This window comes from Bacillus sp. PDNC022 (assembly GCF_016919285.1).
In the GTDB taxonomy this organism is placed as follows: domain Bacteria; phylum Bacillota; class Bacilli; order Bacillales; family Bacillaceae; genus Bacillus; species Bacillus safensis.
The window spans coordinates 775,626-800,778 of sequence record NZ_CP070345.1 but is presented as its reverse complement, the minus strand read 5'-3'; the positions used below and the strand labels follow the sequence as shown (position 1 = coordinate 800,778).

At 40.4% G+C, this 25,153-nt stretch carries 35 protein-coding genes; 13 read left to right on the top strand and 22 right to left on the bottom strand.

Annotated elements, in window-relative coordinates; all coding sequences use genetic code 11:
- Positions 1-7: 7 nt before the first annotated feature.
- Positions 8-481, top strand: coding sequence for an Hsp20/alpha crystallin family protein (locus JVX94_RS04350; protein WP_039179316.1), 474 nt, complete (start codon positions 8-10; stop codon positions 479-481).
- Positions 482-521: 40 nt separating this feature from the next.
- Here the strand turns inward: JVX94_RS04350 and JVX94_RS04345 are convergent, their stop codons facing one another.
- Both JVX94_RS04345 and JVX94_RS04340 read right to left on the bottom strand, forming a co-directional pair.
- Positions 522-740, bottom strand: a complete 219-nt coding sequence (locus tag JVX94_RS04345) for a hypothetical protein (RefSeq protein ID WP_024422697.1) — start codon at positions 738-740, stop codon at positions 522-524.
- Between the two features lie 75 nt (positions 741-815).
- Positions 816-1,148 (bottom strand): winged helix-turn-helix transcriptional regulator, encoded by a 333-nt coding sequence (locus tag JVX94_RS04340; protein WP_095408799.1) that lies wholly within the window; start codon positions 1,146-1,148, stop codon positions 816-818.
- A gap of 138 nt (positions 1,149-1,286) precedes the next feature.
- Between JVX94_RS04340 and JVX94_RS04335 the strand changes: the two genes are divergently transcribed.
- The 3 genes from JVX94_RS04335 to JVX94_RS04325 all read left to right on the top strand — a co-directional run bounded on the left by JVX94_RS04335 (position 1,287) and on the right by JVX94_RS04325 (position 3,832).
- Positions 1,287-1,904: a nitroreductase family protein gene (locus JVX94_RS04335; protein ID WP_095408800.1), complete on the top strand. Its 618-nt coding sequence runs from the start codon at positions 1,287-1,289 to the stop codon at positions 1,902-1,904.
- Positions 1,905-2,141: 237 nt separating this feature from the next.
- Entirely contained in the window at positions 2,142-2,345 is a 204-nt protein-coding gene (locus tag JVX94_RS04330; RefSeq protein WP_048239417.1) for a DUF3311 domain-containing protein, read from the top strand.
- Positions 2,345-3,832, top strand: a complete 1,488-nt coding sequence (locus JVX94_RS04325; RefSeq protein WP_095408801.1) for a sodium:solute symporter family protein — start codon at positions 2,345-2,347, stop codon at positions 3,830-3,832. Before JVX94_RS04330 ends, JVX94_RS04325 begins: the two co-directional genes overlap by 1 nt.
- 95 nt (positions 3,833-3,927) lie before the next feature.
- Here JVX94_RS04325 and JVX94_RS04320 read toward each other — a convergent pair whose 3' ends face one another.
- Both JVX94_RS04320 and JVX94_RS04315 read right to left on the bottom strand, forming a co-directional pair.
- Positions 3,928-4,842 carry a class I SAM-dependent methyltransferase gene (locus tag JVX94_RS04320; RefSeq protein ID WP_095408802.1) on the bottom strand — a complete coding sequence of 305 codons (915 nt, stop codon included), beginning with the start codon at positions 4,840-4,842 and terminating at the stop codon, positions 3,928-3,930.
- A gap of 300 nt (positions 4,843-5,142) precedes the next feature.
- Positions 5,143-6,528: a S41 family peptidase gene (locus JVX94_RS04315; protein WP_048239415.1), complete on the bottom strand. Its 1,386-nt coding sequence runs from the start codon at positions 6,526-6,528 to the stop codon at positions 5,143-5,145.
- Between the two features lie 149 nt (positions 6,529-6,677).
- Between JVX94_RS04315 and JVX94_RS04310 the strand changes: the two genes are divergently transcribed.
- Both JVX94_RS04310 and JVX94_RS04305 read left to right on the top strand, forming a co-directional pair.
- Positions 6,678-7,376 carry a class I SAM-dependent methyltransferase gene (locus JVX94_RS04310; protein WP_048239414.1) on the top strand — a complete coding sequence of 233 codons (699 nt, stop codon included), beginning with the start codon at positions 6,678-6,680 and terminating at the stop codon, positions 7,374-7,376.
- A gap of 93 nt (positions 7,377-7,469) precedes the next feature.
- Positions 7,470-7,721, top strand: a complete 252-nt coding sequence (locus JVX94_RS04305) for a hypothetical protein (protein ID WP_048239413.1) — start codon at positions 7,470-7,472, stop codon at positions 7,719-7,721.
- Positions 7,722-7,771: 50 nt separating this feature from the next.
- On the opposite strand, the gene JVX94_RS04300 is transcribed toward JVX94_RS04305, so the two are convergent.
- From JVX94_RS04300 to JVX94_RS04280, 5 genes are all read right to left on the bottom strand, one after another.
- The gene (locus JVX94_RS04300) at positions 7,772-8,602 is read right to left on the bottom strand and encodes a M15 family metallopeptidase (protein ID WP_048239412.1); all 831 of its coding nucleotides are present in this window, start codon (positions 8,600-8,602) and stop codon (positions 7,772-7,774) included.
- Positions 8,603-8,670: 68 nt separating this feature from the next.
- Complete coding sequence (gene deoD, locus JVX94_RS04295) at positions 8,671-9,366, bottom strand: purine-nucleoside phosphorylase (RefSeq protein ID WP_012010274.1); 696 nt, start codon at positions 9,364-9,366, stop codon at positions 8,671-8,673.
- Between the two features lie 112 nt (positions 9,367-9,478).
- Positions 9,479-9,796 (bottom strand): YodL domain-containing protein, encoded by a 318-nt coding sequence (locus tag JVX94_RS04290; protein WP_095408805.1) that lies wholly within the window; start codon positions 9,794-9,796, stop codon positions 9,479-9,481.
- Positions 9,797-9,850: 54 nt separating this feature from the next.
- Entirely contained in the window at positions 9,851-10,459 is a 609-nt protein-coding gene (locus JVX94_RS04285) for a phosphatase PAP2 family protein (protein WP_205184625.1), read from the bottom strand.
- Positions 10,460-10,509: 50 nt separating this feature from the next.
- Entirely contained in the window at positions 10,510-10,680 is a 171-nt protein-coding gene (locus JVX94_RS04280) for a YozD family protein (protein WP_064497481.1), read from the bottom strand.
- A gap of 119 nt (positions 10,681-10,799) precedes the next feature.
- On the opposite strand from JVX94_RS04280, the gene JVX94_RS19660 reads away from it, so the two are divergent.
- The gene (locus tag JVX94_RS19660; RefSeq protein WP_255290989.1) at positions 10,800-10,934 is read left to right on the top strand and encodes a hypothetical protein; all 135 of its coding nucleotides are present in this window, start codon (positions 10,800-10,802) and stop codon (positions 10,932-10,934) included.
- On the opposite strand, the gene JVX94_RS04275 is transcribed toward JVX94_RS19660, so the two are convergent.
- The 7 genes from JVX94_RS04275 to cgeC all read right to left on the bottom strand — a co-directional run bounded on the left by JVX94_RS04275 (position 10,931) and on the right by cgeC (position 17,017).
- Positions 10,931-11,611: a hypothetical protein gene (locus tag JVX94_RS04275; RefSeq protein ID WP_039179337.1), complete on the bottom strand. Its 681-nt coding sequence runs from the start codon at positions 11,609-11,611 to the stop codon at positions 10,931-10,933. The two genes, JVX94_RS19660 and JVX94_RS04275, sit on opposite strands and share 4 nt — an antisense overlap.
- Before the next feature lie 142 nt (positions 11,612-11,753).
- On the bottom strand, positions 11,754-11,978 hold the full coding sequence (locus JVX94_RS04270) for a YozE family protein (RefSeq protein ID WP_024422709.1): 225 nt from the start codon (positions 11,976-11,978) through the stop codon (positions 11,754-11,756).
- 79 nt (positions 11,979-12,057) lie between these two features.
- Complete coding sequence (locus JVX94_RS04265; RefSeq protein WP_048239407.1) at positions 12,058-12,339, bottom strand: YokU family protein; 282 nt, start codon at positions 12,337-12,339, stop codon at positions 12,058-12,060.
- A 2-nt stretch (positions 12,340-12,341) separates the two neighbouring features.
- On the bottom strand, positions 12,342-13,742 hold the full coding sequence (gene kamA, locus JVX94_RS04260; protein ID WP_144484414.1) for a lysine 2,3-aminomutase: 1,401 nt from the start codon (positions 13,740-13,742) through the stop codon (positions 12,342-12,344).
- Between the two features lie 117 nt (positions 13,743-13,859).
- Entirely contained in the window at positions 13,860-15,236 is a 1,377-nt protein-coding gene (locus tag JVX94_RS04255; RefSeq protein WP_205184624.1) for a sigma-54 interaction domain-containing protein, read from the bottom strand.
- 147 nt (positions 15,237-15,383) lie between these two features.
- Complete coding sequence (locus JVX94_RS04250; protein WP_205184623.1) at positions 15,384-16,679, bottom strand: glycosyltransferase family 2 protein; 1,296 nt, start codon at positions 16,677-16,679, stop codon at positions 15,384-15,386.
- Positions 16,680-16,696: 17 nt separating this feature from the next.
- The gene (gene cgeC, locus JVX94_RS04245) at positions 16,697-17,017 is read right to left on the bottom strand and encodes a spore maturation protein CgeC (RefSeq protein WP_111290295.1); all 321 of its coding nucleotides are present in this window, start codon (positions 17,015-17,017) and stop codon (positions 16,697-16,699) included.
- Between the two features lie 207 nt (positions 17,018-17,224).
- Here cgeC and JVX94_RS04240 point away from each other — a divergent pair, with 207 nt between their 5' ends.
- The gene (locus JVX94_RS04240) at positions 17,225-17,626 is read left to right on the top strand and encodes a hypothetical protein (protein ID WP_095408811.1); all 402 of its coding nucleotides are present in this window, start codon (positions 17,225-17,227) and stop codon (positions 17,624-17,626) included.
- Between the two features lie 15 nt (positions 17,627-17,641).
- Positions 17,642-18,604 (top strand): CgeB family protein, encoded by a 963-nt coding sequence (locus tag JVX94_RS04235; RefSeq protein WP_205184622.1) that lies wholly within the window; start codon positions 17,642-17,644, stop codon positions 18,602-18,604.
- 229 nt (positions 18,605-18,833) lie between these two features.
- Here the strand turns inward: JVX94_RS04235 and JVX94_RS04230 are convergent, their stop codons facing one another.
- Positions 18,834-19,556, bottom strand: a complete 723-nt coding sequence (locus JVX94_RS04230; protein WP_205184621.1) for an acylneuraminate cytidylyltransferase family protein — start codon at positions 19,554-19,556, stop codon at positions 18,834-18,836.
- A gap of 246 nt (positions 19,557-19,802) precedes the next feature.
- On the opposite strand from JVX94_RS04230, the gene JVX94_RS04225 reads away from it, so the two are divergent.
- Entirely contained in the window at positions 19,803-20,831 is a 1,029-nt protein-coding gene (locus JVX94_RS04225; protein WP_111290301.1) for an SDR family NAD(P)-dependent oxidoreductase, read from the top strand.
- A gap of 51 nt (positions 20,832-20,882) precedes the next feature.
- Here JVX94_RS04225 and msrB read toward each other — a convergent pair whose 3' ends face one another.
- Both msrB and msrA read right to left on the bottom strand, forming a co-directional pair.
- Positions 20,883-21,314 (bottom strand): peptide-methionine (R)-S-oxide reductase MsrB, encoded by a 432-nt coding sequence (gene msrB / locus JVX94_RS04220; protein WP_048239398.1) that lies wholly within the window; start codon positions 21,312-21,314, stop codon positions 20,883-20,885.
- Positions 21,314-21,847, bottom strand: coding sequence for a peptide-methionine (S)-S-oxide reductase MsrA (msrA, locus tag JVX94_RS04215; RefSeq protein ID WP_205184620.1), 534 nt, complete (start codon positions 21,845-21,847; stop codon positions 21,314-21,316). The genes msrB and msrA overlap by 1 nt, the downstream gene beginning before the upstream one ends.
- A 138-nt stretch (positions 21,848-21,985) precedes the next feature.
- On the opposite strand from msrA, the gene JVX94_RS04210 reads away from it, so the two are divergent.
- The 3 genes from JVX94_RS04210 (at position 21,986) to JVX94_RS04200 (ending at position 23,518) form a co-directional block, all read left to right on the top strand.
- Positions 21,986-22,417, top strand: coding sequence for a MarR family transcriptional regulator (locus JVX94_RS04210; RefSeq protein ID WP_007500780.1), 432 nt, complete (start codon positions 21,986-21,988; stop codon positions 22,415-22,417).
- A gap of 54 nt (positions 22,418-22,471) precedes the next feature.
- On the top strand, positions 22,472-22,732 hold the full coding sequence (locus JVX94_RS04205) for a DNA alkylation repair protein (RefSeq protein WP_205184618.1): 261 nt from the start codon (positions 22,472-22,474) through the stop codon (positions 22,730-22,732).
- 120 nt (positions 22,733-22,852) lie between these two features.
- Complete coding sequence (locus JVX94_RS04200; RefSeq protein WP_205184616.1) at positions 22,853-23,518, top strand: DUF4397 domain-containing protein; 666 nt, start codon at positions 22,853-22,855, stop codon at positions 23,516-23,518.
- Between the two features lie 31 nt (positions 23,519-23,549).
- Here the strand turns inward: JVX94_RS04200 and ypmT are convergent, their stop codons facing one another.
- From ypmT to JVX94_RS04185, 3 genes are read right to left on the bottom strand one after another with little or no spacing between them, the layout of a single operon-like run.
- On the bottom strand, positions 23,550-23,747 hold the full coding sequence (ypmT, locus tag JVX94_RS04195; RefSeq protein ID WP_024422723.1) for a protein YpmT: 198 nt from the start codon (positions 23,745-23,747) through the stop codon (positions 23,550-23,552).
- A gap of 24 nt (positions 23,748-23,771) precedes the next feature.
- Complete coding sequence (locus tag JVX94_RS04190; RefSeq protein ID WP_205184613.1) at positions 23,772-24,338, bottom strand: YpmS family protein; 567 nt, start codon at positions 24,336-24,338, stop codon at positions 23,772-23,774.
- 10 nt (positions 24,339-24,348) lie between these two features.
- A complete protein-coding gene (locus JVX94_RS04185) occupies positions 24,349-25,110 on the bottom strand; it encodes an SGNH/GDSL hydrolase family protein (protein WP_223250997.1) in 762 nt (253 codons plus the stop codon).
- Between the last annotated feature and the right edge of the window lie 43 nt (positions 25,111-25,153).

Below are 25,153 nucleotides of genomic sequence, written 5' to 3'. Positions count from 1 at the left end.
GATTCGCATGTTCGACTGGAACCGATTATTCCCTTTTCAAAAGCAGTTCTCAAAGGAAGCCTTAAAGAATTCAGACCCTAAAGACGTTGAGCAGTATGTCAATCAAGTCATGGAAAGTGTATTCGGCTCGAATTATCCTGCTCAGTTCCCATTTCAGGACCCCCTTTCTCAAAATCAAAAAACGAGAGAAACTGACGTCCAAAAAGAAAAAGAGCCAGAAGTCGAAGTGTTCGAGACGACTGATCATGTGTTTGTCAAAATAGAACTTGCTCGTCCGAACACAGAAAAAGTCAAAATCAAACATACAGCCAATCTGCTGTTTATTGATCATTTTCCTGAAGAAGGGGCGCAAAAAAAAGTCGTCCTCCCTGCTGCTGTGAAACGAAAAGGAACGAAGGCATCGTATCAAGACGGCATTTTGGAAATAATGTTTTTAAAGCATGATGATCCAGGAATTTCTGAAATTGATATTCCATTATAAAAAGCCTGCTTTGGAATGGAAGCAGGCTTACTCTTTTTTCTTAATAATATGGTGGATATCCGCCGCCATATGGTGGTGGAGCAGGTGGTGGCGGTGGCGGGTAATAAGGACGGGGATAATTAAAAATCGCACTTCCTAGAAATCCGCCAAGCAGTCCGCCGACTAAAGGAGCTCCAAAACCAAAAAACAAAGGGACTCTGGATTCATATGGCGGAATGCCAGGGGCGCCGCCTCGAAAATACGGAGTATGAGGGTACATGCATTTCTCCTCCTTTGTCATGTGCCTAACATCAGCATATTCATCAGGAGTCAAAACGTTTGGGCAAACCTGAAACTAGGCTTGCTCCTTTTTCTCGTGAGGTCCCGTATACTCCCCTGCCCACCTAGATACCTCATGAAACACATCATGTAACGCATTCCCTTTTTCAGTTAAACTGTAAATGACTTTGACAGGCGTCTCAGGCAGGACAGTCCGCTCTATAATTCCTTCTTGCTCAAGCTCTTTTAAACGCTCTGCGAGCATTTTTTGACTGATAGATGGGATCGTGTCTGTGAGGTCTTTAAAGCGCTTTGGACCATCAAGCAATACATGAATAATGAGCCCATTCCACCTTTTGCCTAGGAGTAAAAAAGCTTGCTGAATGTGTGGACATAATTGGAATTCCATAAATTTCAGCCTTTCTTTTCATGATTGTTTGACAAACTAACGGTGTACAATTTAAAATATCTCTAGTTACAATAAGTAAGTTTCTCACTTTTTAGTTATTGTACCATACTATTTGTAAAAACGGGAGGAAATATCCATATGGCGACCGATCAAAAAACGATTGACATCTTAAAACAAAGAGCTTCAGTAAAAGAGTATGATACTACTCATGAAATGACAAAAGAAGAGTTAACAGAGCTTCTTGAAATCACAACGAAAGCACCATCTGCTTGGAACCTTCAGCATTGGCATTTCACTGTTTTCCATAGTGCTGAAGCAAAAGCGAAGTTACTTCCAATCGCGTACAACCAAAAGCAAGTATCACAAGCATCAGCTGTTATTGCAGTTCTAGGTGACCTTGAAGCTAACCAAAATGGCGAAAAAATCTACAGTGAGCTGGCTGAACAAGGCTTTATTACTGAAGACATTAAAGAAACATTGATGACTCAAATCAATGGCGCATACCAAAGCGAGCAATATGCACGTGAAGCAGCGTATTCAAATGCTTCATTAGCTGCTATGCAATTAATGATTGCGGCAAAAGCAATGGGCTATGATACGTGTGCAATGGGTGGCTTCAGTAAAGAAGCGTACATTAAAGAATTCAATGTGAGCGGCCGTTACGAGCCAGTTATGCTGATTTCAGTTGGTAAAGCAGCGAAAGAAGCTCATAAAAGCAATCGTTTCGACATCGAAGAAGTATCTGATTTCCTTTAAAAATTGGCATGGCCTCAGCTTTTATGCTGGGGCTTTTTATTTACATTAAATATTATTTCTCCATACTTTCTTTCATCTTCCCCCTCTTTTCATCATCACTCTTTCTCCTTTTTCAAGAATGAAAGCGTTATATTAGTATGATATTCATCAAAATGATTGTTTTTTCTGAAAATGGTCTTGTGATCTAATCTGACAACTGCTATTATTATGAAATTACAAAATATTCAGGAGGAAATCATGAGTAAAAAATTGATGCTGGCACTACTTATCGCGATTCCATTCATCGGACAGCTCGCATTGCTGCCTTTTGCGAATCGCATACATCCATTTGTCATCGGGCTGCCCTTTTTCCACTTCTGGCTCTTACTATGGATTGTACTCACGCCAATTTGCACATTTATCATTTACAGGATGCAACATTCAAATGGAGGAACTGACTAATGCAAGGAAATTTAACAGCTTTATTGATTACTGCAAGTATTATTTTCATCGTTGTGGTCATCGGATTTGCCGCTGGTCGTGACAAATCATCAAGACAGTCAGTTGAAGAATGGTCTGTCGGCGGGAGAAAATTTGGCGGACTGCTCGTCTGGTTCCTCGTTGGTGCAGACTTATATACAGCTTATACCTTCTTAGGTCTTACAAGTACAGCTTATACAGCTGGAAGCGTCGCTTTTTTTGCTATTCCCTATTCAGTTCTAGCTTATTTTATTGCTTATTTCTTTTTACCGAAATTATGGACGGTTGCGAAAAATCACAAGCTCACCACCCTTGCCGATTATGCACGTGAGCGGTTTGACAGCAAGCTGTTATCCAGTTTGATTGCGATTGTTGGAGTACTTATGCTGATTCCTTATATTTGTCTTCAGCTGAGCGGGATTCAAGATACGTTAACTGTCGCTGGAACTAGTTATATTAATGTGAATGCAGTTGTTATTATTTCATTTATTTTAGTCGCACTTTATACATTTTTTAGTGGTATTAAAGGTCCTACATATACAGCCATTATTAAAGATATTCTTGTTTGGGTGATCATGCTGTTTATGGTCGTTTCACTGCCAATCATTCACTTTAACGGCTGGACACCGATGATGAATACGTTAGCCAAAGAGGCGCCTCAGCTTCTAACGATCCCTGAAGGCGGACCTAAAGGCATTTTATGGTTCATTACTGCTTCAGGCGTTTCTGCCCTTGCTTTGTTTATGTGGGCACACGCGGCAACTGGGGTTTTTACAGCCAAAAGCGCAGATGCCATCCGTAAAAACAGCATGTTTTTGCCTCTTTATAATATTGTATTGATTTTGGTCATCTTCCTTGGATTTATTGCCTTTTTAGTCTTACCAGAAGATACAAATCCAAGATTTGCTCTTCTTCATTTAATTCAAACGTCATATGGCGGCGTGATGCAGGGACTCGCTTATTCAACGATTGCACTGGCTTCCCTCATTCCATGCTCCATCATGGCCATTGGCGCATCGAATTTATTTGCTAATAATTTATACCGTGACTTAATTCATCCGAATGTGTCACCTAAAAGATTGACCATCATAACACGTTCGATGGTGTTTATCGTCATCGGGCTCGCTCTTTTATTCGGGATGCTGTTCCCAACTGCACTTGTCACACTTCAGCTCATTGGTGTTTCAGGAATGGTTCAAATCTTCCCAGCTATTGCTATCAGCTTATTCTGGAAAAAACAATCGAGAGAAGCAACGATTACCGGGTTAGTCGTTGGAATCATTGTCACCTTTACAGCGAATATCTCACAAGTCACGTTTGGTCTTTATGAAGGTTTTCTTGGATTACTAGCAAACGTCGTGGTCATCTTGATTTTGAATCCATTCTTCCAAAAGAAGGTCACCTCCAATTCTGTCATGAATGATCTATTCGAAAAGGATGATAAAAAAACAGAAGCGATCACAAGATAAGAAAAAGCAGTCCCCTATGAGGACTGCTTTCATCTTGTAGACAAAGTCTACAAGATTTTTTGTATAACACAATTCAAAATGTACATGCTCGAGTTTTATTTTTTTACGGCATGAATATAATGAATCGTCTCAAAAGCCGATAGGTAATCTTCTCTATTGTTAAAATACAGTTCATTAATTTTATCAGGTGATAAATGTTCGTAAATGAGTAAATCTGCTTTCTCTAATACCTTTTCGATTTCAAAGTACGAAAAACATGATTTCATCGGTTCTCCGCTTATTGAAGCCATTTTCACCATATTTTCAACTCTATTAGAGGTTCCTTTTTCTTCGAATAGTTTTTCATCTGCATAATCAAAAACGATTGAACTCCCTGATGGAACCTTGGTGAATAAATAATCTATTAAGCTTGAAACTTCCTTTTTCGTTAAATAGTATGAAACTCCCAAAAGACTAAAGAACGTCTTTTTGTTATCAAATCCTTTACCTATTAGGTTTTGATAAGACAAATTTTTGGTGAAGTCCATAGAAACAAAATGAAGATTATTTGGGATTTTTAATTTAGCCTCGTCCAATCTTTGCTTTTTAAATTCTTGTGTAGTGGGATGATCAATTTCGAATATTTCTAAGCTACTTTCCAATTCTGGATGTCGGAAACTAAAAGTATCTAATCCAGCACCAAGTATGACATATTGGTTTAATCCTAACTCTACCTCATGAAGCAATACTTTTTCGCAATACGCAGCACGTGATAAGGTTATTGGAGATAGTTGGATTTGTGTAATCCATTTTAATATTTCTTCTGTATTTCCCTCGAATTTTTGTGCAATATCTTTGTTGAAGAAGTGTATGCCTTGAACCATATTCTCTTTGATGTCATTGAATTCTTTTTCAGAAATTAAGTCTTTAGCTATATAATCATCAAAGATTTTAGGGGTATCAAATTGACTATGATAGGATCTGCCAAAAGCCGATATTAACGAAGTTACACTTGACTCATCTTTCTTCATACAAACACACTCCTTCATTTTAGAACAAAAAAATAGGATTCCCCTGGCCAGGAGAACCCTATTATATATTTTAAAAATATAAAAGTAAATTATAGCACAATTAAATTTTTTTGTCAATTAAAAAATCATTTATGACAGCTTTTTTCGTACAAATATTTACACCTAGCAAACTAGACTTGGAAAGAATCGAGTCCAGCGTAAACACTTTATATTTTTATCAAAAAAACACAAAACCCCATCTTTACTTCAAGTAAGATGGGGTTTGTCTAAAGCAGTCCCCTTATGAGGACTGCTTTTTCTTTATTTCATTTCTTTTTTCAAGACTTCAATGGCTTTTTTCATTTGTGTATCGTTGTTCTTTAGCTTATCTTGGATCTTTGTCATCAGTACGGTCGTTGTATCTCCTGTCAGAATACCGTCTGCCTTCAGATCATTGTCTGTTTGGAAGCTTTTGACGATAGACTGGAATGCTTGATCGTACTCACCGTTTGCTTTTGCTTTGTAGCCAAGCGCTTGGAACATTTTTTGAGCCGCTTTGACTTCATCTCCATTGTCATTTAGCTCATACGTTTTTTTCGGGCTTAAGTAAGGCAGCTTTGCATAGCTTGGGAGAGCTGCTTTGACCTGTGGTTCAATTCCTTTTTTGTGAATCCAAGAACCGTCTGGTGTCAGCCATTTTGCAATGGTTAACTTGACACTAGAACCATCATTATAGTTTTGCGCATTTTGAACAGTTCCTTTGCCGAACGTCTTTTCACCCACAATTTGAATGCCTGAAGATTGATGCAGAGCCGCCGCCATGATTTCAGCAGCGCTGGCCGAGCCGCCATTTACAAGGACAACTGCCGGCTGATGGACTTTACGTTCTTTTTCAGCCTTGTACACTTGTTTTTTCCCTTTTTCTTCAACCTGCATAATGACTTTCCCTTTATCGATAAAGTCATTACTCATTTCAATGGCTTCTGTCATGATGCCGCCTGGATTATCTCTCAGGTCAATGACAAAACCTTTCGCCCCTTTTTTCTCGAGGTCATCAATTGCTTTATCCAGCTCTTTCGATGTGGTTTCAGCAAAGGACGTAATTTGGATTTCTCCTATTTTGTCTTTTGTGAGTTTTGCATAAACCGTTTCAAGCGGAATCGTGTCTCTTGTGATGGTCACATCTACATTGCCAACCCCTTGACGGTTGAGGTGCAGCTTAACATCCGTTCCTTTTTTTCCTCTGATGAGAGAGACTGCTTTATTGACCGACATTCCTTTGGTGCTTTTTCCATCCACTTTTAAAATATGATCATGCGGTTTCAAACCAGCTTTTTCAGCAGGAGAGCCTTTAATCGGCGCGACAATTAAAATTTGTCCATCCTTCTCTTCTACTTGTGCACCAATTCCTTCAAATGAAGAAGATATGGTATTGTTAAATCCTTCGGCTTCCTCCTGATCCATATATGTAGAGTATGGATCATCAAGTGATGCAATCATTCCTTGGATCGCACCATCTACTAGTTTTTGATCATCCGTTTTTTCGTAATACTCATCTTTTACCTTCGTATACGCAGCCATGAGTTTACTAAACTTCTCGTCTCCTGAGACGCTGACAGCACCTTGTTTTGTGATCACAAATGTAATCGCTGAGGACAGTGCAGCAGTCAACAGAATGGCTACCACGAACTTAACTTGTTTTTTCAAAAAAACACCACCTTTATCTCCTTTCATTATTATCAAGGACGATGCTTCATCCGTCAACCAAAGGATCAACTTCTATTTGAAAAGATAAGCCATTTGCCCTTCTATTGCATAATCTTTAGAGAGGAACAGATAAGGAAAGAAGGGATTTTATGAGTGACTATGTAGAAATGCTTGCCTATTTTGGCGTATCAAGTGCCCATCCTGGCGGAATAGAGTTAACAAAAACGATGATTGAGCATATAAAACTGCCGCCTCATGCACGTATACTGGACGCCGGATGCGGTACAGGACAGACGGCCGCCTATTTAGGAAATGTAGGTTATCAGGTGGAAGCCATTGATACGCATCCATTGATGATTGAAAAGGCGAACCTGCGATTCAAGCGGGAAGAACTGCCGATACGCGCTTTAGAGGCATCCATTGAGCAGCTGCCCTTTCCAGATCAATCGTTCTCTCTACTCATCAGTGAATCTGTTTTGAGCTTTACCAAGCTGCGTGATGCACTAGCTGAGATCAAGCGCGTCCTTGCTCCTGGAAGCCAATTGATTGCAAATGAAGCTGTGTTAAAAGCCCCTCTTACGCCTGAAGAGATGGCAGTTGTTCGAGATTTTTACGGCTTTCACTCGCTCTTGTCGCTTGAAGAATGGAAGGAGCAGTTAACCGAAGCGGGCTTTCGTGACATTCAGATTCTCTCATTCGATGAACATATGGGGCAGGAGGAACCAACAGAAATGGAATTATCTGAACACATACCGCCTTCTCTTTACGAGACACTGCAAACACATTACGATCTCATTCAAGCACACCGAAAGCAGTTAAGTCACATTCTATTTGAATGCACCGTATAAAATGAGCGAATCTCCTATATGTTTTGTCCAAACTCTATGAAGTCTCTCGCATAGGATAAGAGTGAATAGAGTTTTGTCATAAGGAGGAAAAACATGGAGCGCTACTACAAGCTTTGTCAGCAGCACATGGGGAAAGTCGCTAGAATCACTGATCGTAATGGCAGAGTACATGTCGGACGCATTGAGCGTGTGACAAACCGCAAAGTTTATATTCGTCCAGTCGGCGGGTCTCGCGGGGGCTATGGTTATGGCTATTGGGGCGGATATTACGGCTGGGGTGCAGCGTATGGCATCGGCCTCGGTTTCATTACCGGCTTCGCATTAGCAGGATTGTTCTTTTTTTAAAAGAAGAATAAGAGAAGGCCTCCCGAATAGCTGGGAGGCCTTTTACTTGTTTAGATTTTCTTTACTTTGTTCATGTATTCTTCAAATGTTAAATCGTGATCATGCATCGCTTTTGCAGCTTCTTTTCCAACATAGCGCAAATGCCACGGCTCATATTCGTATTTCGTAATGTCTTCTTTTCCTTTTGGATAACGGATGATAAAGCCATATTTATAGGCGTTTTTAGCCACCCATTTGCCGTCTGGTGTTTCACCAAACTTTTCAGAGATCTCAAATCCGGCACTTTTTGAGGAAATGTCCATGGCTAAACCTGTTTGATGTTCACTTTCGCCTGGTAGAGCGACTGCTTCTTGTGCTTTTTCTTTGCCTTTTAATTTGACCTCACTATCAAAAATGACTTTTTGACGGTCATAGGAGCGATAGCCAGATACTGCAGCAAGCTCGAAGTTTTCTTTTTTTGCACCTTTGAATAACTTCTCAAGCGCTTCCGCTGCTTCTTTGCGGATATATCGTTTTTCGATATCCTCCGAAAAAGAGAATTCTACTTTTGGTACAACGAGATCAGAAGGTTTATAGGTTCCTGGTAATGCATAATCTTTGTTGACAAGTGCTAGCACGTTTTCAGGATTTTGAATGGTTTTCAGACCGCTCACAACCTTGATGTCATTGAAATATTCACTCTTTAACGTCAGCTCTTGATTCGATGAATCTGCCGTATCGTTTGAGTTGTGCTGGGGAGATGAACTTGCTGCGTTTTTTTGTTCGTTTGTTTTGTTTGATTCAGATGTACCGCTTTTTTGATCCAGCAACTGGCAGCCTGATAGCGCGGCTGTCAAACCAAGAATCGATGCGATTGAGAGTATTTTGTAGCTTTTCTTCATGACATACCTTCCTTTTGCTCTTCTAAAAAAATAAAGATGCGCTACGTTGTAGCACACCCACTATACTATTATAAAACGGAGTCTAGCGCAATTAAGATCATTTCATCAAACGTTGTTTGACGTTCTTCAGCCGTTGTTTCTTCTCCTGTTAGAACATGATCACTCACAGTCAAAATTGATAACGCTTTTCGGTCAAATTTTGCTGCAAGAGAATAAAGAGCGGTTGTCTCCATTTCGATCGCTAGGATACCATATTGAGCCATAAGCTCAAGTGGTTTTTCATTGTAAAATTGGTCTGCTGTAAATACATTTCCGACTCGTACAGCGACATTTTTTGCTTCTGCCGTGTCGTAGGCTTTCTTGAGCAGGCCAAAATCAGCGCATGGCGCATAATCAATCGGTCCAAAAGCGACACGGTTCATTTGTGAATCTGTTGATGATGTCTGGGCTAAAATGACGTCACGTACATTGACATCCCTTTTGATGGCGCCGCAAGATCCAACACGAATTAAGTTTTGAACATCATAGCTTTGAATGAGTTCATTCACATAAATCGAAATAGATGGTACGCCCATTCCAGTGCCCTGTACAGAAACACGTTTTCCTTTATAGGTTCCAGTATAGCCATACATTCCGCGCACTTCGTTATAGCACTCAACATCTTCTAAATATGTATCTGCAATATATTTCGCACGAAGCGGATCGCCCGGCAGCAATACCGTTTCTGCAATTTGTCCTTTTTCTGCTCCAATATGTACACTCATTTTTTAGCCTCCACTTACGTTTACTATGTATTTTATCCTATTTATTATAAACGATCGAGCTTAAAAAAGAAAATACCAGCTGAAGCTCAAGCTGGCATCATCACTCATTTATTTAACTTATCGTCATCATTCGTTCACTGCGTTTCCATCCTGCCGGAGAGAGCTGATAATAGCACTTCCCCTTTTTCCTATCATCAATCACAACTATATCACCTGTTGTGATAAACCGCGCATTGTAATCATTAGGGACTGTATCATGTACATTAAATGTCGAGAATGCTTTTTCCAGTACATCAAGGTGTGTTCTGCCGCCAATCTTTGTCCGGTACACAGGCTGATGCCCGCTTGCAGCGCCATATTCAGGTGTCTGATAAATGGTTAAGTGAAATGCTGAAGGTTTCTTTTGAAAAAATCTCAACGTCAATTGCATTCAAATCCCTCCCCTTTCATATAAAATTGGCTGGGATCTGTCAATTTCCTTCTTCTATTTTTGTCGAATGACAGACAATCTTTCGTCAATCTTTTTACAAATAAGAAATAAAGCAAGTCCTATCGCAAAGCCTCCAGCGACATCTGTCAAATAATGCACGCCGATATACATCCGGCTGATGCCAATGACCAGAACACCCAGCCCCGTGATCAAATAGACGATTTTTTGTCTTTCTTTCAGCCATGGGATCATTTCAACTAATAGATAAGCGATAAAAGGATAGATGGTGGCTGCATTCATCGAATGTCCGCTCGGAAAGCTGTAATACGTTTCACCTACAAGGTGATTAAATGCCGGACGCTCTCTAGCAAACAGCCCCTTTAATTCATGATTGACTGTCTTTTCTGTGAAATATAATAAAAAAAGCAACATGATAGAGTAATAACGCTTATACATAAACAAGACCACACTAAAAATGAGCATGATGGGAACGAGCAGCGCGCTGATGCCAAAGTCCGTCAAAGCCAGCATGACATCATTTAAAAAAGGGAGTCTGATGCTTTCAAACCATAAGATGATCTGGTTGTCCAAATCTTGACAAACCCCAGATACCATGAGTGCAGCAATGGCGCCAAATAAAATAAAAAGAAATAGGATATACACGCGAAAGATTCCCCTCCCTCTCTCTTCAGAATCTCTTCAAAGTATAGTGCCTACCACGCCTCTTCTTCAACTATCATTGCTTTTTTCAGCATATATTCAAATGTAATGTCAGCCAGCTCAAACGTTTCAAGCTCAGCAGGTATGTACCCTCTTTTGATCAGCTCCATGTAGAAGAACTCCGCAATTTCCTCTGTATCAATCACCAAATCTGCTTCTTTCATTGCATTCCGCCTCCTTTTTTATGATGTATGAACGCCGGCTGTTTTTTATTACAGTTTGTCATAATGGCTCATTCCATACATATAAATGCAGTAAACAAAAAGAAAAGGGGCTTGAGGCAATGAAATGGTTAAGCATATTAGATGGAGAAACATTTGATCAGGTGATGGGCCGTATCTTGAGGGGATGGTTTTATGTGATTGCATTTTTTTGTGTGCCTTATTTTTTATTCGTGTTAGGACAAGTCTTTCTTTAACCAAAATGTTCGTGTAAACTTTCCAAAATAAAATCCATCATATCCTTATATTCTGGATCTTTGAAAAATTCGTAGAGAATTTTATAATCATTATAGATATCAAGAAGCTCATCCACTATAGATACAGCGAGAAATTCAAGTGAAGCTTCGCTTTCTTGTTTCTCTTCTAGCTGCAATAGAGCTGTTTGAACCATATCTTCTTCTAACTCTTTAGAGGTTTCGCCGACGTAATGCACAAAAAGAAGCTGATGAACAAACTGGTCCATCTCATATTTCCTTAGGACAAGCGTTAAATCTTCCTCTTCTGTTTCCAGCCACTCTCCGTCTTTTAGCCTCGTGAGTTCATAAATGACATCTTCCCAGCCATCTTCAAGGTAGCGCCATATTTCAGTCCGATGACCGATGATTTTAAATAGCTCTTTTCCGTAATCTTTTACATATACAACATCGCCAATGAGGAACTCATATTCAATGTCCAGCTTTTCTGTATCGACAATCACCCCGCTATACTCATCGTAAAGCTGAAGTGATGTTTCAAAATAAAGCACCTCATTATGATTGACCTCATATAAATAGTGCTGGTCAATTTGATGGACTTTTGTAATCGTTCCGACTGTGCCGTACATGACAACGACGACAATATCCCCTACTTGATATTTTGGTGCTTTCGCCTTCATTCTGTCTCCCCCTTGCCCGACTTTTGGTCTTAACGTATCGTATGCCGGCGCAAGGAATTCTGCATGGGCAACCACACCATGCAAAACGCCATTTTATTTCTCATGAAAAAACCGCCTCTCCATTCGGATAAGCGGTTGTGTGTTATTTTTTTTTGACTTCTACTTCGTATTGCTCAAATGCTTCGTCAAATGTCGTCATTGAGCTTAAATAATCACCATTTAATTCTAAATAGGCACACAGCTCATGATAATCTGTGGAAGCTTTAGGAAAGCTGTGATCCTCATATGCAGCATTTGCAAAATGGCTGATTTCATCTTTCGGTTTTGGATGTCTGAACTTCATTAAATAATGGTAAAACGACTTCACCTGTTTTTCCCTCCGCGACTCTCTATTTTGTTGTTATATTATACAGCAATTTGATGACTTGTATAGGCGGAGGTACAACTTATGATGAAAAGTCAAAGTAATTTCGCTTTAATAACCGCTCCATGCTCATTAATTCTTCATAGGAGATTTTTTCTGGAAGTTTTGTCTGATCCACTAAAATTAATTGATCTTCAATCTCTTTGACCGTCTCATCCTTTTGATAGGTCATCCCGCAATGCGTGCAGGAAATGGACGGCGTTTCGATGATTTCAATTGATTGTGTGCCCGTGATCAGTTCCCAATAGACTGTTGTCTGCTCTGCCTTTGCTTTGTTTTCCTCACACCAATCACATGTCAGCAAGGCTATTTCTCCTCCTTCACGGTTTGTTCTTTTTTGAGCTGCGCTTGATATTTCTTTTCTTTTAATTCATCTCGTTTTTCACGTTTGTTTTTGAGTGTGTCGTGCTCAGGATTTGTCTCATATGCTTCTCTACGTTTCATTCGGCTTAAATTCTCAGGCGTAAACGATCTCGCTTCATCCTCAAATAATGCTGTAACACCAATTGCCGGTTCTTGTTTCTCTTCGTAAATTTCATTGAAATACGCATCTGCCTGACCTGCGACGTAATGCTCTGGTTCTGGATATGAGGTGATGACACCTTCAAAGTTACGAAGGACGACTTTGTCAGGGCTTTGCGATAATAAATAATTTGGCTGTAAGGCAATTTTCCCTCCGCCTCCTGGCGCATCTACAACAAAGCTTGGTACTGCATATCCGCTCGTGTGTCCTCTTAAGCCTTCAATGATTTCAAGCCCTTTTGATACTGGTGTTCTAAAGTGGCCAATACCCTCAGATAAGTCACATTGATAAATATAATATGGTCTGACCCGAATCTTTACGAGGTCGTGCATCAGCTTCTTCATAATCGGCACACTGTCGTTAATACCTGCAAGGATCACGGCCTGATTCCCAACAGGGACGCCGGCATTCACAAGACGTTCGCACGCTTCTTTTGCTTCTTTTGTAATTTCAATACTTGTGTTGAAATGAGTGTTCAGCCAAACTGGGTGATATTTTTTCAAAATCTCGCACAGCTCATCTGTAATACGCTGCGGAAAAACAACCGGCGCGCGGGTTCCGATCCGAATGATCTCAACGTGCGGAATGTCTCGTAAGTTTTTCAAAATGTATTCAAGCACTTGATCATTGATTAACAGCCCATCTCCGCCAGAAATTAACACGTCCCGCACCTCAGGTGTTTCTCTAATATATCCAATTGCAGCATCTAACTGCTTTTTCGGCACTCCCATACCAATCTGGCCGGAAAAACGTCTTCTCGTACAATAGCGGCAGTACATGGAGCACTGATTTGTCACAAGAAACAGCACACGATCTGGATACCGGTGCGTGAGCCCCGGGACAGGTGAGTCCTCATCTTCATGCAGCGGATCTTCCAAATCATATTTTGTTTTATGAAGCTCTTCTGCAATTGGCACAGATTGCATACGTATTGGACATCTTGGATCGTCTGGATTCATCAGTGAGGCATAGTAGGGTGTAATGTTGAGTGGAATGGTTTTGGTGGAAATCTTCACCCCTTCTCGTTCCTCTTCTGTTAAGTTGACGATTTTTTCTAAATCCTCAAGCGTTTTCACGGTATGCGTCAGCTGCCAAATCCAGTCGTTCCACTTTTCTTCAGGTACATCCTTCCAAAGCTCTATGTCCTTCCAGTGACGCGCCGGTTCATACAATTTCTGATTCATATCCATTCCCCCTATCAGCATTCACTTTATACTATGCAAGTTATGTGCCAACATGGGAAAATGCCCCTATTCTTTACAAAAGGAGCTTTACCCGTCATATTCAATTGAATGTTGTGCCTACAATTCGGCACCTGCATATTTCTTCAGTTTATATTGCAGTGTTTGTCGAGGGATTTTTAAGGCGGCGGCGGTTTTTTTAATATTTCCATTATGCTGATGTAAAGCTTCTTGAATCAATGTTTGTTCAAATGAAGACACTTGATTTTTTAAAGAGGATTCAGATGTTTCTTTTTCCAGCTTTTGCTCACGTAAATGCGCCGGAAGGTATAGAGGGGTGATCTCTTCCGCTTCCTTTGGCATCATCAACACGGCATGTTCTATTGTATGTTTTAATTCTCTGACATTCCCAGGCCAGTGGTGAGCCATAAACAATCGTTCCGTTTCTTCAGAAAGACGTGTGACGTTTTTTGAAAACTGCTGATGATAGGTTTGAATGAAGTGGCGGGATAGCAGCGTGATATCTTGCTTTCTCTCACGAAGCGGCGGGATATGAAAAGATGACACATGCAGTCTATAAAATAAATCTTCTCTTAAAATTTGCTTTTTCACTGCTTCAAATGGGTCCATATTGAGCGCCGTAATGAGCCGAACATCCACTTGAATGGACTTTGCATCACCGATGCGGCGTACAACGCCATCCTCTAACACACGTAATAATTTCGTCTGAAGCGTGAGCGGCATCGCTTGCAGCTCATCAAGAAAAAGCGTGCCTCCATCAGCTAATTCGAAAAGTCCCTTGCGATCAATTGCACCCGTATAGCTTCCTTTGACAGATCCGAACAATAGACTTTCCAGTAATGATTCTGGGAGTGCTGCACAGTTTTGCGGAATGAACACTTGGTTTTTTCGGTCAGATTCATGGACAATGGCTTGAACGAGCACTTCTTTTCCTGTCCCTGTTTCACCGTAGACAACTACTGATGACGGATAAGCAGCTGCTTTTTTTGCCCTTTCAAGCATTTCTTTTAAAAGCGGATCATTTGTTAAAAATGAAGCAAAATCATGCATTTTTTCTACCCCAGCCACGTCATGTGTCCGCTTTTTTTGGCCTAAACGATTTGAAAGAGCCGACAGCTTCGATACATCTTTTGCCACTTCGACCGCACCTATTAACTCATTGTCTTCAATAATAGGCAATGTCGTGTTCACTGTTTCAATTCTTTCTCCGTTTTTATTCAAATAAGTTTGCAGCGAATGATAAATGGGCTTTCCTGTTCTCAAAACATGCATGAGCGTACTTGTTTTTTCAGTTAAAGAGGGATACACATCAAGGATGTACTTGCCAATCACCTCTTTTTTTTGTAAACAGTCAAACTTAGCGGCATTATGATTGTAAAAAATTGTCACCCCTCGATTATCTACAACGTGGATGGCTTCATCAATGGCTTCTAAAATTAATTCAAACCAATCTGCTCTTTCGACAACCTTCCCCATTCTTTCCCCCTCACTTTCAGTGCTAAAAAACCGGCATCAATTGCCGAGTTTTCAGCGGCTTGATCATCTCTAAATGGTTCCCTGTCCTTTTCATGTTTCGCTTTTTCCTTTCTACTTCCTGCAATAATTGTTAAAAAAGCACCCCTCTTATGAGGAGTGCTTTCGTCCGGATGTTTGATAAAGAGACATATCGAATTCTTGCAGCGATTCCCTATACAGCGGCACAATCGGCTTTCCTTCTAGAAATAACGTAAATTGGGATGGGTACAGCTTTATCGGCTGATGATAAAAAGCAAATCGTTTCACGACCTCAGGATCAATTCGGCAAAAGGTATGATGCACTAGTAAATAAACATCTTGTTTCCATTTAAACAGCCGCCTGTTTGGCGGACTGAAAACAGGAGAAGCTTGAATGATGCTGCCATCCTCAAATGCCTGAAGCTGATCATTTGAAATCGTATAGATCTCTTTTGGGTGAAACTGAAAATATTGCACGTCACGTTTTGAAGCAAACCGTCTTTTTTTCTGATCTTCAATATAAAAGAACGTTTTCCCATAATCTGCGGTAACGACTGTATAATTGGGTACTGCCAGCTTCTCTTTCATTTCATATTTCATCTCACATAACAGCGGAACACGGATCGCACGCCTGTTCTTTTCATTTATCCAGCGTTTTTCAATTCCATGAAATTTCCCGTCTGCGATTTGATAATATTCCCCTTCTTTTTCAATGACCGTTCCGTCAATTAAATCATACGGCATACTCGAAAATAGATGATGAAAGGAATGGGGCGTTTTATACGTTGTATCCAGTACATCTTTTAATGGAAAAAACGCAGCGAAATGATTCAGTCTCATCCAAAATACAGAATCTGCATGATGCCAGTGCTTTGGCTCATCGTCCCAATATTGTCCGTATTTTTCATGAATGAGTGGAAGCAAGCAGCTTCTGTGCATGACCGAACAATGGTCCACTTGAAAGGATGCATGCTCTAAGATTTGACCTGCTTCTCGAACATAGCTCGTTGTTTCCACTAAATGCTGATCAACATGCACGACCCGCTGCGAGGAATATACAATATCTACATGAGGATTCGACCGAAAAACATCCACCATTTTAAGCAAACGATCTTTATGGTACACAGTATCATCGGTTAAATAACAAATGAGTTCACCCGTTATACGGGTTAATGCTTCATTAATAAGCGTCGCATATCGTGCGGTTAACAGCCGTTTTGCCGGATGAACTGTGTGCGAATACAGCTGAATGCGTTCATCACTTAAATAGGGCTGAATTTTTTGAATGGTGCCCTGTTCTGAGCCATCATCCATAATCAAAAGCTCCCAATTTGGATACGTTTGTTCTATCATACTCTTTAGCACACGATCAATGAAATCTGGTTTATTGTAGCTTGTTAAAATCACCGATACTTTCATGATCATTATCCTTTTTGATTAGATTAAAAAGCCCCCCAGCTGACAATGTTCACATAAGGAACACTCACTCTTAGCTGATTTGTCGCGTTTTTAAAGACCGCTACCGTATCAAACAATTGCACGACAACCACGTTTTGAAGTACATCTCCATTGACTAAATGAACACGCGGCACCGGAATGCCAAGCTCAAGCCATGGACGAAGTAATTCTTTGATGTCTGACACATTCTCTTCCTCACTTTCTTCTAAAAGACGAAGAAGAAGTAAAATCAAGATGACTTCAAGCACTCCTTCCGACTCTAGTAAATCTTCGTTCCAACCATCTAATAATTGTTCAAATTCCATTCATAATCCCTCTCTCTTCACATTTAATCTTTACTAGAGTATGAGCGTCGCTTCATTTAGCCTCAGCATTTGAAAACATTTTTAAAAATGTGTGAACTGATTAATTGAAAAAAAGAATCAGGAATCAGCGTTATGCTTATGCCAAAAAAAATGAACGGCATATACATAGGGGTGAGTTTGAATTGATGAAGAAAGGATGGGGAAAAAATGAACGACAAGCGTGCCGAATTAAAAAAAGAACTATTGAAAGTGTTTTTCAGACCACTAACTCGTGCATTAACAGTTAACCTTGAAGAAGGAGGAGTTCAAATGGAAGAGAAATTGAATGATTTATTAAGTGAAGTGGCAGCTGAGGCATCACCTTCAGATTCTGCTACAACACTCGATGTATCTCAGCCAGCAAGATGGATTTTTGCAAGACTTTCACCAGGAACTGTCATTAGCATTGTCACTGATTCAGGAGACTTAATCGGGCCAGTTCAATTCGTATCATTCGATGCGTCAACAGGTGTTGTCTTTGTTACACAAGAGAGCTCTGTCACACCTACAGGCTCAGCAACGACTCTATTAGATGTAGATAAAGTTGAAAGTGTTACGTTCACATCTTAATGTGAGAGGGCTATCATGAAGCTTCTTTATATTAGCTCTGGCTACAGCGGAATCTATCACATGTTTGATCAATGGGTAGAAGAGAGCTTCATTGATTCCCCCTTTTCATGTGTAAAGATTGAACGAGAATCTCTACCCGCTCACATGCACAAAATCCGGACATTTTCTCCGGATTTTGTTTTGATGATGATCGGTGATCATGTTCCGAGCGAAGTACTTCATCAATTCAAACAAGAAAAGATCCCGATTGTTCTATGGATGACAGAAGATCCCTTTTATACAGATGTATCGGCTGCTTGCGCACAAGATGCGCGGATCATCTTAACAATCGATGAAGGGGTTTTGCCATTTTACAAACAATTAGGCGCTGATCATGCGCACTACTTTCCCATTCCGACAAATACACGTATCTTTCACAAAAATGAATCACTAGAAGAGATGTGCACGTATGACATTGCACTCATTGGCTACCCTTATCCCAACCGCATCAAAGCCATCGATACACTCTTGCAGCAAAACAAATGGCGTATTCTCGTTGCAGGTAAGGAATGGCACCGTCATTTAAATAAATCACGGAGACATTATCGAGATTTCACACTGATGACCAATTGGCTGAGTCCTCAGCAAATGGCGGACATTTATCAGCAAACATCGATAGTCCTGAATCCGCATAGGCCGGCTCAATTTGTATATAACAAAAACAAAGCCATGATTCAAAATATGAGTCTCAATAACAGAGCGTTTGACATTGCTGCAACTGGAAGTTTTCAATTGACGGATCTACCTCCTCCGCATCTTTTTTCAAGCTTTGCTTTTTACAAAGATGAGGACGATTTGATAGAACAGATTGAATACTATGGATCAAATGCAGATGAAAGAAAGGCGATCGCACTTAACAACTACGAGCAAACCGTTCGCTGGAATACATTTGATACGATGCCACAAAGGCTTTATGAGATCGTAAAAAGCGCCCTATAACTGGGCGCTTTCAGATTGTTGACAAAGGGCTAAAATGTTCTTGATTTTAGCCCTTTGTCTTCTTTTCAGCGTGATAGAAAACCTTTGCAGTCTAGGAAGGGCGAGTACCGGAGCGGAGCGAATTTGACATTCGTGAGCACCGGAGCACAGACCTGACACCGAATGCGAGGGTTTGTCTACACGCTGAAAGCGCCCTATAACTGGGCGCTTTTTCTTGCTGAATGCCAGCTTACGCATGATCTTCCGCATCTCGGCGAACCAATAAGACGTTCTCGGCCTCTTTCCTGCCTGCCTCTTGTTTCACCACAAGCGACCGCGTGTGATCCATCATATATGCTCCGACAGATCCTTCTAAAAAGGAATGAATGCATTCTTTTGCATAATGAGCATGAAAAGCATATACCGCACCATTAAGACGACCATACGTATATGGCTGCTCATGCTTTGGCATGAAAAAGTAATGATTGTCCTTATATAAAGTGGCTTCATTGTTTTCATGCAGTGTCCAAGTTTCATTTGGGTTCTCTAACGCCTCTGTAAAAGATGCCGTGCAGTCATATCCCCCCTCCACTAAAAGCTGCAAGCACTTCTCGATATCTGCCGGCTGTCTTAGAGGAGACGATGGATGCAGATATATCACAATGTCAAAGGTTTTCCCCTCCCGCTCTAAATAAGCAAGCGCATGCTTCACAGCTAACAGCGACGGCGTTTGTTCTGTTACATGTGTGCTTGGCAGTTCAATCACATTTGCTCCGTAGTGAGATGAAATGATTTGCGTATTGACATCCTCTGAAGAGACAATGACTTCATCTAACTCAATCATTTGCAGTAACGGCTGAATGGTCCAATAGATAAGCGGCCGCTCTGCCAATATACGTATGTGTTCATCATGCTGGCCGTCGTGACTTCTAAATGCAGGTATCATAGCTAAAATACGATTTCCCCTATACATGTCTTCTCTTCTCCCCTCGCGCACAGCTCCCTTACCATTTTCTTCTCGAGCTGACCGCAGTACTGAAGTATTCAGGTCTCTCGTTTTTCTAGTTGATCTCTTATCTCTCCATATTCTATTAAGACGACTAGCAGATGGTTATAATTTGTTCACCTAATTTATGCATGAAGTGGTTCTTTTCCTCAAACGAATGCCGCTCTTTCACATATGATGCAAAGTAGAGAAATGAGAGTTGGGGGATTAGATATGTCCAAACAGATAGAAACGTCTTTGAAGACCTTTTTTCGTGACAAAACGATATTAGTTACAGGCGGTACGGGGTCCATCGGCCGGCAAATCGTAAATAAATTAACAAGTTGCTCTCCAAAGAAGATAATCGTCTTCAGTAAAGATGACAGCAAACAATACATGATGAAAAATGAGTACGCAGATCATCCAGAGGTCGTATTCGCTTTAGGAGATGTCCGGGATGCAAGCCGCGTGAGACAGCTCGTCAAAGGTGTGGATATCATTTTTCATGCAGCGGCCTTAAAACAAGTACCCACTTGTGAAGATAATCCGTTCGAAGCCGTTCAAACGAATATCATCGGCGGGCAGCACGTCATTGAAGCCGCAATTGAACATGAAGTGAGTCATGTCGTCAACATTTCAACTGACAAAGCGGTTTCTCCAACTAATGCCATGGGTGCAACAAAATTGATTTCAGAAAAACTATTTTTCCAAGCAAACGAAAGTATTCCAAATCAAAAAACCAAGTTTTGCTCTGTACGTTTTGGCAATGTACTTGGATCTAGAGGTTCCGTCATTCCGATCATGCTCCAGCAGCTATTAAATGAAAAACCTTTGACCGTGACTGATCCTCATATGACACGTTTTTTTATGTCCATTGAAGAGGCTGTTTCCCTCACACTTCAAGCAGCAATCATGATGAAAGGCGGCGAAACCTTCATTCTCAAGATGGAGTCCTTACAGCTTGCCGATCTCTTAAAAGCGTTTCACGAATATGCCGCTCAAATCAATGCTAAATCTCCGGATATTCTTGTAGTCGGAAAAAGACCTGGCGAAAAGCTTCACGAGGAGCTCACATTCCCGCACGAAGCAGATGCACTGTTTGAACATGAACAATTTTATGCCATTTTACCAAGACCACATCTGCACCCTGCCTTTCAAAAAGTTGAATTAACGAATTACACCTCAAAAGAAGCACCGCTCATTACAAAAGAAAAGCTATTCAACATCATCGAACAATTACATCATACACATCATAAAAAATAAAAAATCGTCACACGGAAGCAGATGCTTTCCATGTGACGATTTTTAAATGGATCAATCAAATAGATGTTTCAAATCCCCGTAGCCTTCTTTTTCAAGATCATCCTTTGGGATAAACTTTAAAGCGGCTGAATTAATACAATACCGAAGACCGTTTGGCCCTGGTCCATCAGGAAAAACATGACCTAGATGAGAATCAGCTGTTTTACTGCGAACCTCTGTCCGCACCATTCCATGACTCGTATCAACCTTCTCTGCTACTTCTTCGTCTTCAAGCGGTTTTGTAAAACTTGGCCAGCCGCAGTGGGCATCAAACTTATCTAAAGAAGAAAAAAGCGGCTTTCCAGAAATGATATCTACATAGATCCCTTCTTCTTTATGATCCCAAAATTCATTTTGAAATGGCGGCTCTGTGCCATTATTTTGCGTGACTTCGTACTGCATGCGGTTTAATTCTTTTATACGCTTTTCTTTTTCATTTGCCATTACTTATCACTCCAATGGGACTCAATAAAACCGGCTCTGCCCGAACCGACATGATATCGTTCGTAGTGCATTTTGTTTTTCTTATAATAATGCTGATGATATTCCTCTGCTGGATAAAAAGGACCTGCGTCTAAAATTTCTGTAACGATTGGCTTTTGGAAAATCCCGCTTTGGCTCAGCTGCTCTTTCGATGCTTCTGCAAGCTTTCGCTGCTCGTCATGATGAACATAAATACCTGTACGGTAAGATTCCCCTCTATCGCCAAATTGCCCGCCATCGTCTGTTGGGTCTATTTGCTGCCAATATAGTTCTAGCAGCTTCTCATACGGGAACAAGTCAGGATCAAACGTGATTTGAACCGCTTCTCTATGTCCCGTTGTATTTGTACATACTTCCTCATAGGTCGGATTCACTGTATGTCCGCCAGTATACCCTGATTCAACTTTGATAATGCCCGGCTGTTCATCAAAAGGTTTAACCATACACCAGAAGCAGCCTCCTGCAAATGTGGCTAATTCTTGTTTTTCAGACATATTAGTGCCCCCTTCATTTAAAAAATGGTATCATCATATTATAACATGATAAAAAATAATGAAAATGATACGACTTGTATACCTAAAATAAAAGAAAGCATTCTGTCGTATCTTTAAAATATAATGGGGGTTTAATGATTGGAACAAAGAAAACAAATGATGTACGAAATGGACACTTTACTGAGAACCGTATTTAAGCAGATCCGTTATGAAATTAACAGCCTGCTCGAAAACGAATTATCTCGGAATGAATTTCTTATTTTAAATCTGCTCCGTGAGCAAGGTGCAAAAAAAGTAACGGAATTCGCTTCCATTCTTGGAGTGTCAGCAAGTCATATTACCGCTGTGACTGACACACTCGTAGAAAAAGGCTGGATCACCCGTATCCGTTCAAAAGAGGATCGCCGCATCATCAAAATCCACTTAACCGATAAGGGTAAGGAAATTACTGAGCATTTTGAGAAAAAGAAAACGGAATACTTTATGGAGCGATTTGAATCATTTGATGACGAAGAACTAAAAACCATGATCAAATTATTTAAAAAGCTGGATAAAAGTCAAAAGGATTAAGCATAGATTTTAGCGCTCAGGACATGCTACGGATAAAAAGAGGTGGAATGAACCATGACAAGCCCTTATCTTTGTCCAAACTGTAAAACAAACAGAACGCGCTTTAATCTCATTGAGCAGCTTTCAGAACCTGTAAAGCTAGATCCATCGACGGGAGCAGTTGTCGAAAGATACGAAGGAGAGCAGCTGTCTCCTTTTCACTTGAGTTATCAAGGTCCTCAAATGAAAGTCCAGTGCGGCGTTTGTGGTTTAATTGAGGAAGAAAAAACGTTCATTAAACTAGCTGAATATCATCAATATTCTTCTCCTTCTTAACATGCCGGCCTGACGGAATACGTCAGGCTTTTTTCTATGCTTCTTTTGCCTATACAGATCGCCTTTTTCATGCATACGCTACAAAAAACACCATTGTATGAGAAAGAAAGGATTGATGACATGCAGCAGCTCTTTTATCATGACTTTCCATATCGGCCATTCGCTGACATCTACGAGCATCTTCAAAGCAGCCCTTCATCAAAAGCCTTTATTCGATTATTTCACGCTGCGCCAGATCTAAGTGAGCTCGCTGTTTATGTGAACCGGAAGCAGGTAATGAAACCAATGCCTTACAGCCATTTGACGGCTTATATGGAGTGGGACGAAGGAATGTATGAAATAGAAGTGGTCAAATTGGCTACAAATGAGAGAATTCTTCATTCCCGCATTCGATTTAAGAGCGGCGAGGTCTACACATTATGTATCACAGGTGCACGTGCAGGCTTTGCACTGCTGACTGAGCAGCAGACTACTTTGATCAAACAAGAAGACCTGTCAGCACTTACGTTTGTACAGTTGTCTCCGGATCTTCCTTCTATAGATATATATGAACGAGACCAAGGGATCATATCGAAAGAACTTAATTATGTAAACAGCACCCACATTCATCATTTCTCTCCAAATAAATATCATTTTGAATTGAAAGCCGCTGGCACTCAAAGTGTACTGCTTGATATCCCAAAAGTTCATCTGCAAACAAAGCGTGCATACCTGATTCTGCTTCATGGTTTTGCTAACGGAGATCCTGAACTTATGGCAAAGGTGGTTTTGTCTCGGCAATTATAATAAAGAGCCTTTCCTAAGTGGAAAAGGCTCCTTAAGAGACATCTTCAGCTTTTTCTTGCTTTTGAAAATCAAAAGCAAGAATCATCGTGCCTAGAAATAATGCACAGTAGGCAATATTTAAGTAAAACTGATCGATATTTTCTGCTTTTAAAGCATTGGCAGCTGTTATGCCAAAGTACGCAGCAAATAAAAACGACAGTAAACTAAAATATTGATAGACTCGCTTCATGATTTCACTCCTGACTCACACGTTCTATTGCTTTGGATGATAATATGAAAATTCAATCTCATCGTTCTGTAGATCAATTTTGTTTGCTTTCACATACATATCATTCGTCAGCGGCATTTCTGAAAGACGCACTTCAACCGTTTTTTGATCCGGTTTTACATGAACAAATTCTGGCAGCTCATAGAACTGACCCATGTAGCTTAAAACAAAACTAATCGGAATGCTCAATTGTCCAATTGAAAAGTCATCCACTTTCAAAAGCACATCACCATTATCTTCAACAGTTGGCGTAAATGAGACGTTGGCATCAATCGTTGAAGAGAAAGCTTTAATCGCGCCTGTTACTTTCACATCTTGATCAATCGCTACATGAAAGTCTGGCATATCATTTGATCCTTGATTTTTCAAATAATCATTCACAAAGCTGGTAAGTGATTCCTTTGAGCTGGATATATTAAAAGCATATTCGCTTTTCACTTCTTTGGTTGAAGCGGATTGACCGCCTGGCAGCATGATCAAAATACCGCAGCCAATCACAATCAATAGATTGATTGCAAGTAAAATAAAAAATAAGCTTTTCCATTTTTTCATCTATTTCACCCTATTCCTTCGGCAGTCCTTCTTTTTTCACTTTGGAGAATAAACGATTTGCCATAAGAGAGTACCCCTTTTGGTTTGGGTGGAAATCATCATCTGCCAGTAATTTTTCATCAGAACCTTCTTCAAATAAATCTGCTACATTGATCATATCCGCATTGCCGTCTTTTTTGAGTTCCTTTTTGGCAGCGGCATTCCAGTCTTGAACGACTTCATCAATATCTCGCAGCTCAGACAAACTGAATTTAAAAGGATTGTACATGCTGACATACATGATTTTCGCATGGTCATTCTGTTCTCTCAGTTGAGCAAGAATGGTTTTAAAGCGCTCCTCAAAAGGACCTTGCTCTTTTTGAAAAGGAGCAAACGTCAAATTAAGCACATTTTGACGAACAACATGCATGAGATCATTCCCGCCGATCGTAAAGAAAATATAGTCAGCGTCTTTCAGTCCGTCCTGCACCTTTTTTTCTTTTAATCTTTTTAGTAAATCTACTGTTCTACTGCCTTTAATGGCATAGTTTTTTAATGTGACAGATTGCACGCCGTCCACAGCTTCTATCTTGTCACGAGTTATGCCTGCATAGCCTTTTTTATCTTGATCTCCGATCCCTTCTGTTAAGGAATCTCCAACCGCTGCGATGGTAATATGTTCTTTTACGTTTTGTGTGTCTTCTAGTTTATCCTTTATGCCAGCCTCTTGCGCGGAACATGCAGAAAGAACAAAAGCTAGAGACATCACAATCAAAATCAAACGAGCCTTCAAACGATGATGTCCCTCCTTTTTCTGATTAAAAAAGTGTATCATG